General features: G+C 29.0%; 14 protein-coding genes. All 14 read right to left on the bottom strand.

All coding sequences use genetic code 11. The features are described from left to right. Window positions 1-202: 202 nt before the first annotated feature. Window positions 203-952, bottom strand: a complete 750-nt coding sequence (locus tag EJJ37_RS13470) for an N-acetylmuramoyl-L-alanine amidase (RefSeq protein ID WP_133016101.1) — start codon at window positions 950-952, stop codon at window positions 203-205. Window positions 953-1,024: 72 nt separating this feature from the next. Further along, a complete protein-coding gene (locus EJJ37_RS13475; RefSeq protein WP_133016102.1) occupies window positions 1,025-1,537 on the bottom strand; it encodes an AmiS/UreI family transporter in 513 nt (170 codons plus the stop codon). A gap of 38 nt (window positions 1,538-1,575) precedes the next feature. After that, window positions 1,576-2,778, bottom strand: a complete 1,203-nt coding sequence (locus EJJ37_RS13480; protein ID WP_133016103.1) for an ammonium transporter — start codon at window positions 2,776-2,778, stop codon at window positions 1,576-1,578. A gap of 48 nt (window positions 2,779-2,826) precedes the next feature. Next, window positions 2,827-3,675 (bottom strand): urease accessory protein UreD, encoded by an 849-nt coding sequence (locus EJJ37_RS13485; RefSeq protein ID WP_133016104.1) that lies wholly within the window; start codon window positions 3,673-3,675, stop codon window positions 2,827-2,829. Between the two features lies 1 nt (window position 3,676). Next, the gene (ureG, locus tag EJJ37_RS13490; RefSeq protein WP_133016105.1) at window positions 3,677-4,288 is read right to left on the bottom strand and encodes an urease accessory protein UreG; all 612 of its coding nucleotides are present in this window, start codon (window positions 4,286-4,288) and stop codon (window positions 3,677-3,679) included. 122 nt (window positions 4,289-4,410) lie between these two features. Beyond that, window positions 4,411-5,112 (bottom strand): urease accessory protein UreF, encoded by a 702-nt coding sequence (locus EJJ37_RS13495; protein WP_133016106.1) that lies wholly within the window; start codon window positions 5,110-5,112, stop codon window positions 4,411-4,413. Then, complete coding sequence (gene ureE, locus EJJ37_RS13500; protein WP_133016107.1) at window positions 5,102-5,566, bottom strand: urease accessory protein UreE; 465 nt, start codon at window positions 5,564-5,566, stop codon at window positions 5,102-5,104. Before ureE ends, EJJ37_RS13495 begins: the two co-directional genes overlap by 11 nt. Window positions 5,567-5,584: 18 nt before the next feature. Next, a complete protein-coding gene (gene ureC / locus EJJ37_RS13505; protein WP_133016108.1) occupies window positions 5,585-7,300 on the bottom strand; it encodes an urease subunit alpha in 1,716 nt (571 codons plus the stop codon). Further along, on the bottom strand, window positions 7,300-7,635 hold the full coding sequence (locus EJJ37_RS13510) for an urease subunit beta (RefSeq protein WP_133016109.1): 336 nt from the start codon (window positions 7,633-7,635) through the stop codon (window positions 7,300-7,302). Before EJJ37_RS13510 ends, ureC begins: the two co-directional genes overlap by 1 nt. A gap of 13 nt (window positions 7,636-7,648) precedes the next feature. Then, window positions 7,649-7,951 carry an urease subunit gamma gene (locus tag EJJ37_RS13515; RefSeq protein ID WP_133016110.1) on the bottom strand — a complete coding sequence of 101 codons (303 nt, stop codon included), beginning with the start codon at window positions 7,949-7,951 and terminating at the stop codon, window positions 7,649-7,651. Between the two features lie 97 nt (window positions 7,952-8,048). After that, window positions 8,049-8,765 carry a carbonic anhydrase gene (locus EJJ37_RS13520; RefSeq protein ID WP_133016111.1) on the bottom strand — a complete coding sequence of 239 codons (717 nt, stop codon included), beginning with the start codon at window positions 8,763-8,765 and terminating at the stop codon, window positions 8,049-8,051. Window positions 8,766-8,948: 183 nt separating this feature from the next. Further along, on the bottom strand, window positions 8,949-9,839 hold the full coding sequence (locus EJJ37_RS13525; protein ID WP_166484768.1) for an ATP-binding cassette domain-containing protein: 891 nt from the start codon (window positions 9,837-9,839) through the stop codon (window positions 8,949-8,951). Window positions 9,840-9,841: 2 nt separating this feature from the next. Continuing rightward, entirely contained in the window at window positions 9,842-10,849 is a 1,008-nt protein-coding gene (locus tag EJJ37_RS13530) for an ABC transporter ATP-binding protein (protein ID WP_133016113.1), read from the bottom strand. A gap of 55 nt (window positions 10,850-10,904) precedes the next feature. Then, the gene (locus EJJ37_RS13535; RefSeq protein WP_133016114.1) at window positions 10,905-12,485 is read right to left on the bottom strand and encodes an ABC transporter substrate-binding protein; all 1,581 of its coding nucleotides are present in this window, start codon (window positions 12,483-12,485) and stop codon (window positions 10,905-10,907) included. Window positions 12,486-12,498: the final 13 nt, after the last annotated feature.

Below are 12,498 nucleotides of genomic sequence, written 5' to 3' on the forward strand. Positions count from 1 at the left end.
TTACACCTCCTAGTACCATACCTTATTGCTTTTTAGCTTGTACATCAATATTTTCAGTGCTACCTATTTTTTAATATATTTATAATTATGATTTATAACATTATTTTATCCATATTTTATATTTTTATTACTAATAAATCCTTTAGCCCCTCCCCCTAAAATTAAATTTTAGAGCTATAAAAAAATATATAGCTCTAATTAATTAATTTTTCAAAAATTCTTCACTATATTTATCTATAGATTCTGACACACATTCCATTAAAAGCTTTTGATATTTAGGATCTGATAACATTCTATCCTCATTATAATTACTCATAAATCCCATTTCTAATATAACAACTGGCACTCTAGACCAGTTAAATCCAGTTATATCATTTCTCTCAAAAACTCCATTAACCTTTATATTATTATTTTGTAGAGTACTCTTTAGTATTTCTGCATATTTATTACTTTCACAATAAATATTTTTTGTATATTGTGAATTTTTTGCTGGCACTAATATAGTAGCTCCAGTTTTTCCTGAATCATTAATACTATCACAATGAATTCTAATTGTCATATCTGCATTTGCATTATTAGCAATTTCTGCTCTTTCCGCATTACTAATATTAACATCAGCAGTTTCTCTAGTCATAATTACATTATAATTTTTTTGTACTAGTAAATCTTTTAATATCATTGCTGCTTCTAGATTTACAACATGCTCAGCCTTTTTTGTCGCAATTCCTGCTGTTCCAGATGACACTCTTGGTTTCTTATTTCCAGAACCTGGAGCAACCGGCTCCCCTTTTGGATCACCTTTTCCTTGATGTCCAGGATCTATACATACTGTAAACTCTTTATTTAAAATTTCGCCTTCCTTATTACATTCGTAAGCTTTTGTATAACTTGATGCACTTAAACTAAATATAATTAATATAGCTATTAAAGATGCTGATATTTTTTTTAACATATTTCCTCCATCTATTTTAATAAATTAAGAGGCCAATACTAACTGTATTTAGCCTCTTAATTTATTTATTTTTTACTTAGGATACATATTTATTAATAATAAAAATCCTGGAATCCATGCTGTGAATATTCCATCAAATACAGAAAGATATCCGACAAACTTCCCCAAATCTTTTTTCATCACAAGTTCTATAAATCCAGTTAACCATAATAATCCCCATAATAACCATATGAAAATCCAATATATGTTACCTATTGTAAAATCTATAAATCTTAGTGTATTAGCATCAATAAATGCTAATGGTATAGTATTAATTGCAACAAATAAACAATACCAACCATATAGTCTTCCATCTAAATTGAATATGCTTCTAGCTGCAATATACAAATATGTAAATCCAAACAATAATCCTGTTCCTGCAGCGAAATAGTTTCCTTGTATTACTGCTACTATATTTAAAATAAATGATAGCATACCTGTAAATACATTAAATACAGCACTTGATTTAGCGTCTACATTACATAGTCTTCCTATTCCATTTAAAATAAGAACTACTCCTACATAAATTAAAACTACTCCTAACATCGTTCTCCTCCTTTGCTTTTTTCTAAAAATATAATCTTTTAATCTATTTTAGTTTCATAATTTTCTTTAAAGAATTCTTGATCTAAACCTTTTCTTTGAATTTCTTCACTTACTTTAATTGACTTAGTCTTATCTACTAATTTAAATATTAAAAATGTTACTAAGATAGAATAAACGCCTATTATTACAGCTCCTAAAGCCTGAATTAGAAATTGATGTAATCCTGCACTAACACCATTTATACGAGGATCTGCAAATATTCCTATTAACAAAATACCTAATAATCCTCCCATTCCATGTACTCCCCAAACATCTAATGCATCATCCCACATTTTTCTTTCAAACTCAACACAGTAGAAACATACTAGTGCCCCTAAAGCACCAATAATTAATGCACTTAAAGGTTTAACATATCCTGATGCAGGTGTTACCGTTGCTAAACCTGCAATAGCTCCTATTATTGCTTCAAGGAAGGATGCTCTTTTAGTATGTATAGCATGTAAAATTAACCATACTACCATTGCTGATGCAGCTGCAACTCCTGTATTAGTGAAAACAATGGCTGCAATATCAGCAGCTGCTATTGTCCCACCAGCATTAAATCCAAACCATCCAAATAACAATAATCCTGCTCCAATTGCTACTAAACCTAAATTAAATGGTCCCTTTTCATTTTTAACTTTTCTTTCTCCAAGTACATAAATTCCACCCAAACATCCAAATCCTGATGTTATATGTATTACAGCTCCACCAGCAAAGTCAACAAATCCTAATTTACTTAAGAATCCGCCGCCCCAAACCCAATGTGCTACTGGAAAATATATTAAAATCATCCAAAGAATTAAGATTTTAATCCATCCACTTACTGTTAATCTATTTGCAAATGCTCCTGTCATTAACGGCGCTGTTATAATTGCAAACATCATTTGATACATAAAAAACAATATAAATGGTATTGTTTCGCTATATCTCAAATCTACTGTAAATGTTACATCATTAAATGCAAAAAATTGTAGTGGATTACCTATAATGCCGCCAATATCATCACCAAAAACTAAACTGAAGCCTCCAAAAATCCATAATAAGGAAACAACTCCAATTGCTATAAATACTTGGAACATTATAGTTAAGGCATTTTTTCTTTCAACTAATCCTCCATAAAAAAATGCTAATCCTGGGGTCATAATTAAAACAAGTGTAGTAGCTAATATCATAAAAGCTACGTCACCATGAATAATCATAGAATCACTCCTTTAATCTTCTTTTGTTTAACTTTTAAATAAAACTTTTTAGTATTTTCTTATAATTAAATCCTTAGATCCTAAGAAACTTTTTCTAATATAATTATGACAAGCCCCCGTTACTTGCTCTATATGTTGTGTTAAATTCCCTAATACTCTGAGAACAAATCCATTAATCTCTAATTTTGATATTCCAAAATCTATAGGTAAATTTAGCTTTTCAATTACATCTCTTAATTCATCTATAACTTTATCGTCTATATTTTTATTAATAACTAGTAATGTTCCAAAATTCAGGTATTCTTCAAAAAAGCCTAATTTTGTTACATCGTTATTATTAGGATTAACAATTAAATTATCTAATAATACCAACTTATTATTTACATATACATTACTTTTTAATTGTACACTTCTATATTTAAAATTTTCTCCTTCTGGAGACCATCCAGCTGTAATCCCATCACTATATATTAATGTTGAACTTTCATCTAAATATATATTATTAACTTGCTTATAAATTGCATCTTTATATAAAATAACATTATCAGTTATATATTCTAAAACACTATTTTTACCTAATTCTATTTCTGTTTCTTGTTGTGTCATTATATTATTTAGACACTTATAAACTTTTGCTGCTGCTTGTGTTGTTATTATAGCTCTTGCATTATCTTTTAGCTTAAATCTATTTTTGTATTTTTCTCCTTCAATATACCCTCCTCCAAGCTGTAATAAATAAAATGTAGGTATATTTTCTCTATCCATTTTAATAGTAGGAGATACCTTTACTAATCCTTCATAAAACTTTTTAGTTGCAATTGTTTTATCATCTTTTCTTTCTAACACTAAATCTATAAATCCAGAATATTCACTTTTAATTTTCGCTTCTTTAAACATATTATGAAATTCCCTCTAATAAACAATTTTTCTTAATCCAATTTATGACACTTTCAATTCCTTCATCTGTTTTAAGATTAGTAAAAATAAAACTATTTTCATCTCTAAAAGCTAATGTGTCTTTTCTCATAACTTCTAAATTTGCTCCAACATATGGAGCCAAATCAACTTTATTTATTATAAACAAATCGCTTTTTATCATACCTTGACCTGCTTTTCTTGGGATTTTCTCACCTTGAGCAACATCAATAATATATATAGAAAAGTCAACTAAATCAGGACTAAATGTTGCAGCTAAATTATCGCCACCACTTTCTAAAAAAATAATATCTAAATCATCAAATCTTCTTTTTAATTCTTCTAATGCTTCAAAATTCATTGATGCATCTTCTCTTATTGCTGTATGTGGACAACCTCCTGTTTCAACTCCAATAACATGATCTTCACTTAAAACAGAATTTTTAACCATAAACTTAGCATCTTCTTTAGTATAAATATCATTAGTTATAACAGCACATTTATACTCATTATTCATTGCTCTAGTTAATCTTTCTATAAGTAATGTTTTTCCACTACCTACTGGTCCTCCAACTCCTATAACTACTGGTTTCATATTGCAACACCCTTTCAATAAATATTAAATTTATTTATTTTGAATTATGAATAAGTTTCCTCATTCATAATTCAAAATAAAATATATTTGCATGTAATTTTCTTTACAAACCTTCTATTTAATTAAGACATAAATAATCTAAATTCCATAGTCTCATGCTTAATTTGAGATAATTCTAATCCTGGGCTATTAGCTCCAAAATAATCATCATCCAAACTTATAACAATATCATATAGACTTTCAAATTTCTCACTAAACTCTTTTAATAATAATTGCCCATCCTTTTGTCCTAAAGGAATAGTTCTTACAGCATTACTTATAAGAGTAGATACAGTACTATACATATGGTAAATTATAGCTTCTTTTAAATTAAAACCTAGAGAATACATTAACATTCCAAATACAATTGCTGGATGTCCAAATGCTTCTTTATTGACAATTTTAGTATTATATTCTTTTAACAAATCAAAATCATATAAATCCAAGAAAAGCTTAATCATTCTACTTGCAACTAATTTTCCACCGTTTCTAGTTTCAATAGCAACAGTTTGAACAGTTATACGATTATCTAAATCTAAGATACTTTCTAAATCATCATTGTTTAAATATTCATATAGCATTCTAATTGATAAAGCATCACTAAAAATAAATTGTTCATTTAAATATACTTTCAACCATTCTCTAAAAGTTTCTGTATTATAAACTTTTTTTAATCTTAAATAAGTTTCCATACCATATGAATGGTTAAATGATCCAATTGGAAAATTTGAGTCACATATTTGAATAACCTTTAAAACATCAGCAATATTATTATTAATTGGCATGTGTATGAGTGTGCCCAAATTCCACGTGCCTGAAAGCTTTCTTTAATTTTAAGTTCTCTCTAGAATAATTTATATTATCTCGCTTTAATTCACCTTCTACTAATGCATCATATTGAATTATCATTTTTCCATCTTCAAATTGTGCTTGTAAATGTCTATTTCCAAGACTATGAGCAATAATTCCCATCTCTGTAATACTATTTGGCTTTATAACTAAAACATCATCACCTTTAATCTTTACTATAATAATATTTTTATCATCACGGTAAAGTATATCTCCGTCTTTCAACTCAATATTTTCAGATAATGCTATACCATATTCATGATTATGATCTGAATTAACTCTCATTATCCTTTTTAATGCTTCTTCACTAGTTATGTATATCTTTTCTATATGTACGTCATTTAAATTATCTATTTCATTTATATTTCCTAATACTTGATTAAAAATCATATAACCTTCTCCTTAATTTTAGAATAAGAAATATCTTTGAGCTAATGGTAATTCACTTGCTGGTTCACAAGTTATTAATTCACCATCAACTGTTACATCATAAGTTTGAGGATCTACTCTGATTTCTGGAGTAGCATCATTAAGCTTCATATCTTTCTTTGTTAAATTTCTAATTCCACCTACTGGTAATACTGTTTTTTCTAATCCTAACTCTTCTTTTATTCCATGTTCATAAGCATACTTAGAAACAAAAGTAATACAAGTTGATTCTTTAGCTTTACCAAATGCTCCATAACAATCTCTATATATAACAGGTTGACATGTTGGAATAGAAGCATTTGCATCACCAATTATTCCTCTAATTGCCATACCACCCTTGATTATTAAATGTGGTTTAACACCAAAATATGGTGGTTCCCAAAGTACTAAGTCAGCTATCTTACCAACTTCTACTGAACCAATATATTGATCCATACCTTGTGCTATAGCTGGATTAATTGTATATTTAGCAATATATCTTCTAACTCTATTATTGTCGCTATATTCACTATCATCTGGGAAAGTTCCTCTTTGCTTCTTCATCTTTGAAGCTGTTTGCCAAGTTCTTGTTACAACTTCTCCGATTCTTCCCATAGCTAATGTATCAGAACTCATAATACTAAAAATACCCATATCTTGGAATATATCTTCTGCTGCTATTGTTTGATGTCTAATTCTTGAATCAGCAAATGCTATATCCTCTGGAACTTTTGCATCTAAGTGGTGACAAACCATAAGCATATCTAAGTGTTCTGCTATTGTATTAATTGTATAAGGTTTTGTTGGATTAGTTGATGCAGGTAAAACATTTATTTGTGATGCTACCTTCATTAAGTCTGGTGCGTGACCACCTCCAGCACCTTCTGTATGATATGTATGAATTACTCTACCAGCAATTGCTTGAATAGTATGCTCTACAAATCCACCTTCATTTAAAGTATCACTATGTAATGCAACTTGAATATCATATTTTTCAGCAGTTTCTAATGCATAATTAATAGCAGACCTTGTTGCTCCCCAGTCTTCATGAACCTTAAGACCAATTGCTCCTGCTTCAATTTGTTCAGCATTTACATCAATATTAGCTCCACTACCTTTTCCTAATAAACCAACATTTACTGGCCATCCATCTGCAGATTGTAACATTTGTTTAATATTCCATGGACCTGGAGTTGAAGTAACAGCATTTGTTCCATCAATAGGGCCTGTTCCTCCACCAACTAATGTAGTTATACCATTTTCTAATGCAACTTCTGCACAACCTGGATGAATATAGTGAACGTGAGTATCTATTCCACCAGCTGTTAAAATTCTACCTTCACCAGCTAAAGCTTCAGTTCCAACGCCAACTACAAAGTCAACGTTATCCATTGTATCAGGGTTCCCCCCTTTACCTATAGCAAGAATTTTACCGTCTTTAATTCCTACATCGGCTTTATATATTCCAGTATAGTCTACTATAGTAGCTCCTGTTATTATTAAATCAGCAACTTCTGGATTTTTACTAGTTTGTGTAGCATTTTGTCCCATACCATCTCTAAGAGTCTTTCCTCCACCAAACTTACATTCATTGCCATAACCTGTATAATCTTTTTCAATTTTTATAAAAAGATCAGTATCTCCTAATCTAATACTATCCCCTTCTGTTGGGCCAAATAATTCTGCATATCTATGTCTATCAATTTCAAAACTCATTACTTTTCACCGCTCCCTTTTGACATTCCATCTAAGAATCCATCACACATATTTCTAATTCCATAAACTCTTCTATATCCACCGATATCAATTAAGTTTACTTCTTTTTTATCTCCAGGTTCAAATCTAACAGCTGTTCCTGAAGGGATATCTAATCTTTTTCCCCAAGCAGCCTCTCTATCAAAATTTAAGGCATCATTTACTTCATAAAAGTGATAATGTGATCCTATTTGCACTGGTCTATCTCCAGTATTAACAACTTGTAATTTGATTGCTTCTTTTCCTTTGTTATATTCAATTGTTCCCTCTTGTATTTTTAATTCACCAGGTGTCATATTCTAAACCTCCTTATTTAATTGGTTCATGTACTGTTACTAATTTTGTTCCATCTGGAAAAGTACATTCAACTTGAACAGCATGAATCATATCTGGAACACCTTCCATAACTTCATCTTTTGATAAAATTTTTGTTCCGTAATCCATTAAATATTCAACTGTTTTTCCCTCTCTAGCTCCCTCTAACATTTCATCTGTTATAATTGCCATAGCTTCAGGATAATTTAACTTTAATCCTTTGCTTTTTCTTTTTCGAGCTATATCAGCTGCAACAGCAACCATTAATTTTTCTTGTTCTCTAATTGTTAAATGCAAAATAAATTCCTCCTTTTTCTAGTAATAAATTCTAAATTTATTACATATTTCTTATTTTTCCAATATTTTTATATTTTATTCTCTTTATTTAGACTTTTTATTCGTAGAAAGTTACTTTTCCATTCAAATCATAATAAGCTCCTATAACCTTAACTTTTCCTTGGTTTATTAATGATTTAACTGCATCATCTTCAGATATTTCTTTTACTACTGAATCAATATTATTATGAATTGCATCATCTATAGTTCCATCTTTATTAATACTTGGAGTTATTTTTTCTACAAATGATTCCATATTTCCTGTAACTTTTTCACCTTTAACTACTTCATTATATGTTGCAGTTACAGCTCCACAACTTTGATGTCCCATTACTACTACTAATGGTGTATTTAAATGTTCAACCGCATATTCAATAGAACCTAAAGCATCATCATCTACAACATTTCCAGCAAGTCTTACATCAAATATTTCACCAAGCCCTGCATTAAAAACAGTAGTAGGAGTTACTCTTGAATCTGAACAAGATACAATTACTGCATATGGATTCTGACCATCCTTTAAAGAATCTCTTCTCTCTTGATTTACATTTCTTAATATTGATGTATCTGTAACAAATCTAGCATTACCATCCTTTAACATTTGTAATGCGTCATCAGCTGATGATACTGTTGTATCCACTACTATAATTTCAGCTATACTATTCTCTGGAGTATTATTTGTAGTATTATTAGTGGTATTATTTGTTGTATTATCTCCACAACCTACTAAAAACATTGCACTAACAATTAACATTGATATTAACCTTTTCTTCATTAATTTTCCTCCTCTTTTTATGCTTTTATATAATTAAATTTATACATACCTTTTAATTATGTTTACTAAGTATAATATGAGCGAAAATTTAATAACATATTCATTTAATTTAATTCAAAATAAATAACCATCATAAGTAACAAAATAATCTTGTTACTTATGATGGTTATGATAAGTATATTTTTATTTATATACAAAATGGCCCTTCTTAATCTCTATCCAATTCATTTCCTCTTTAAAAAATTCTTTATTATTAAATTCATACTTGCTTATATCACTTAACTGAATCTCTTTAACTTCATCTTCCAATATTGCTTGTAATAAGGCCTTTGTATATGGATGAATTGGGTTATTATACAATTCTTCAGTGTCTGCAAGTTCAACTAATTTTCCTTTATATATTACAGCTATTCTATCACTAATATATCTAAGCATTGATAGATCATGAGAAATAAATAAACATGTTAATTTCTCATTACTCTTTAAATACTTAAATAAATTTATAATTTGAGCTTGCATAGATATATCTAATGAAGCTATTGGTTCATCTGCTATAATAAACTCTGGATTACTTGAAAGTGCACGAGCTATTGCCACTCTTTGTCTTTGACCTCCTGAAAAATCATATGGATATTTATTAATATATTCTTTATCAAGTCCAACTAAATTCATCATTTCATGTACTTTTTTCTCTCTATCAATTCTATTTTTATAAACTTTCTTTATTTTTAATGGCTCATAAATTATATCACCTATAGTCATTCTAGAATTTAATGATGAAGTTGAATCTTGAAATATAAATTGCATCCTTTCACTTACTAACTTCTTTTGAAGTTTATTATTACTACTTATTTCAACACCATTATAAATAATTTTTCCATCAGTTATCTTATTAATTCCCACTATGCTTTTTCCTAAAGTAGATTTTCCAGAACCTGATTCTCCAACAAGACCTAAAAACTCTCCCTTATATATTTCTAATGATAGATTATCAATTGCTTTTACTACTTTATTTTTATTTAATTTAAAATACTGTTTAAGATTTTTAATCTCTAATAAACTTTTACTTTCCATAATTAATTGACTTGCTCCTCTTTTACACTAATTAACTTCATAGCTTTAGGATGAAGTAACCAGGTAGCCGCATAATGACTTTCACTTACTTTAAACATAGGTGGTTCTTCCAAAAAATCTATAACTAATGGATTTTTATTTCTTATAGCAAAGGCATCTCCTTTAGGAGGATTTAAAAGATTAGGTGGCATACCTTCTATTACTTCTAAATATTCCTTACCTTTATTCATTGATGGAAGACATCCTAATAACCCTATTGTATATGGATGTTTTGCATTTAATAATATTTCCTCTTTCTTTCCTATTTCCATAATTTTTCCTGCATACATTACAGCAACTCTATCAGCAATTTTAGATACAACTCCAAAATCATGAGTAATAAATATAATAGATAACTTTTTTTCTTTTTGTATTGATTTTAATAAATCTAATATTTGATATTGCACTCGAACATCTAAGGCAGTGGTTGGCTCATCAGCAATTAAAATCTTAGGATTACATGCTAAACTAATAGCTATAACTATTCTTTGTCTCATGCCCCCTGAAAATTGATAAGGATATTGATTATATCTATTTACTGCATCTTCAATTCCTACTAACTCCATTAATTCAATTGCTTTCTTTTTAGCCTCAGATTTACTTGTTTTATTGTGTATTTTTACAACTTCAGCTATTTGCTTTCCAACACATATAGTTGGATTTAACGATGTCATTGGATCTTGAAATATCATTGAAATATCTTTTCCTCGTATTTTACTTATATTCTTTTCCTTTATTTTAACTAAATCATAATTATTTAATAATATTTCTCCATTTCTTATATAACCATTATTGGGTAATAATTTTATTAAACTTCTACATAACATAGACTTGCCACATCCTGATTCCCCTACAATAGCTAAAATTTCTCCATCATATAAATCAAAGGAAACATTTCTTATTGCTTTTACTTCACCACAATCAGTTTTAAAATTTACCTCTAAATTTTTGACTTCCAATAATTTATTCATTACAAATTTTCTCCTATTATAACATTATTGCTATCTAGATCTACTATTTCTATAACTATTCCAAATCCCACTCCTCTACATTCCAGAATATTCCCACCCCATGATGTCCTAAAACTGTTTCCGTTGTTATTCCCTTCAAATTGCTATTTGCAACATAAATTGCATCTATATAAGCAAAAAATGTATAAGGCATATCTTTAGTCATTTCTTCTTGAAATTCCTTATAATATTTTAATCTCTCTTCATATACATCAGTCTCTCTTGCTTCAACTAACAATTCATCTATTTTACTATTAGAATAAGCGCTATAATTAGCTCCTCCATTAGTAGAAAATACTTTATAAGTATGATCATCAGGATCAAAAGGGCTTCCCCATCCAATTAAAAAACTATCTTGATTTTCCCAATCAATTTTTGAATTAACTACTACCTTTACATCCGCACCAACTACTTTAAATTCTTGTGCTGCAAAATTTGCCATATCAATCCTTACTTGATCTCCTTCTTTACAAACTAGCTCAAAACTTAATTTTGTTCCATTCTTTTCATATACTCCATCACTTCCTAAAGTCCAGCCAGCCTCTTCTAGCAACGCTTTAGTTTTATCTGGATTATACTCAAATTTTTCAATATCAGTATTATTATAATTTCCCATTTGAATTGGCGAGTAAGCAACTTCCCCATATCCTAATAAAATACTATCAACCATTGCTTGTCTATCAATAGCGTAACTTAAAGCATTAGGAAGCTCTCTATTCTCTGCAAACAGTTGATTATTAAAATTATACATTATACCTCTATAATCTGCTGTTTTCATTATATTAACTACATAATCTTCATTATCTTGAAAAGTATTTATATCTTTTGGTGTTACTTGAGCTAAATCTAACTCTCCACTTTTTAGTTGTATAACCCTAGCTTTTGAATCATCTACAATCTTAAATATTATTTTATCAATTTTAGGATCATTTCTAAAATAATCTTCATTTTTCACTAAAGTTATACTTTGTCCTTCATCCCAATTACTTAACTTATATGGTCCTGTTCCTATTGGATTTCTATTAAAATCACAAGTAGTGATATCTTGTCCATCTAAAATATGTTTAGGTATTACACCAACTGTTAAATAATCTAGTAAAGCAACATTTTCATTTTTTAAAATTATTTTCACAGTATAATCATCTACTATTTGAATTTCTTTAATATCCTCATAATTGGTAGCAATCTCCGAACCTACATCAGGATCTGTAATAATTTCATAAGTATATTTAACATCCTCTGCTGTAAAAGGCTCACCATCATGCCATTTAACATCTTTTCTCAAGTTAAAAGTATATGTCAAATTTTCTTTATCATATTCCCAACTTTCTGCAAGCGCTGGTACAATATTATTATCTTTATCATGAGCCGTTAATCCATTAAATAATAATGAATTAATTTCTCCATGTTCGTATAATGCTGGATTAATACTTGAATAATCTCCACTACCATAAACTAATACCTTTTCATTACTTTCAGTTACAGCTGCATTCTCACTGTTATTAATATCTTCCTGAGTTACTGTTTTATTGCCACACCCTACAATTAAGGATAAACTTACAGTTAATATTAACGCTTTAACCCCTTTTAAATTCATAACTCCCTCCACT

It is taken from the genome of Clostridium cuniculi (assembly GCF_004353185.1).
Taxonomy (GTDB): domain Bacteria; phylum Bacillota; class Clostridia; order Clostridiales; family Clostridiaceae; genus Clostridium; species Clostridium cuniculi.

Excerpts from the sequence above, each read along its gene's own strand:
- EJJ37_RS13470 (WP_133016101.1), bottom strand. The coding sequence starts at position 952 with ATGTTAAAAAAAATATCAGCATCTTTAATAGCTATATTAATTATATTT.
- EJJ37_RS13475 (WP_133016102.1), bottom strand. The coding sequence starts at position 1,537 with ATGTTAGGAGTAGTTTTAATTTATGTAGGAGTAGTTCTTATTTTAAAT.
- EJJ37_RS13480 (WP_133016103.1), bottom strand. The coding sequence starts at position 2,778 with ATGATTATTCATGGTGACGTAGCTTTTATGATATTAGCTACTACACTT.
- EJJ37_RS13485 (WP_133016104.1), bottom strand. The coding sequence starts at position 3,675 with ATGTTTAAAGAAGCGAAAATTAAAAGTGAATATTCTGGATTTATAGAT.
- ureG (WP_133016105.1), bottom strand. The coding sequence starts at position 4,288 with ATGAAACCAGTAGTTATAGGAGTTGGAGGACCAGTAGGTAGTGGAAAA.
- EJJ37_RS13495 (WP_133016106.1), bottom strand. The coding sequence starts at position 5,112 with ATGCCAATTAATAATAATATTGCTGATGTTTTAAAGGTTATTCAAATA.
- ureE (WP_133016107.1), bottom strand. The coding sequence starts at position 5,566 with ATGATTTTTAATCAAGTATTAGGAAATATAAATGAAATAGATAATTTA.
- ureC (WP_133016108.1), bottom strand. The coding sequence starts at position 7,300 with ATGAGTTTTGAAATTGATAGACATAGATATGCAGAATTATTTGGCCCA.
- EJJ37_RS13510 (WP_133016109.1), bottom strand. The coding sequence starts at position 7,635 with ATGACACCTGGTGAATTAAAAATACAAGAGGGAACAATTGAATATAAC.
- EJJ37_RS13520 (WP_133016111.1), bottom strand. The coding sequence starts at position 8,765 with ATGAAGAAAAGGTTAATATCAATGTTAATTGTTAGTGCAATGTTTTTA.
- EJJ37_RS13525 (WP_166484768.1), bottom strand. The coding sequence starts at position 9,839 with ATGGAAAGTAAAAGTTTATTAGAGATTAAAAATCTTAAACAGTATTTT.
- EJJ37_RS13530 (WP_133016113.1), bottom strand. The coding sequence starts at position 10,849 with ATGAATAAATTATTGGAAGTCAAAAATTTAGAGGTAAATTTTAAAACT.
- EJJ37_RS13535 (WP_133016114.1), bottom strand. The coding sequence starts at position 12,485 with ATGAATTTAAAAGGGGTTAAAGCGTTAATATTAACTGTAAGTTTATCC.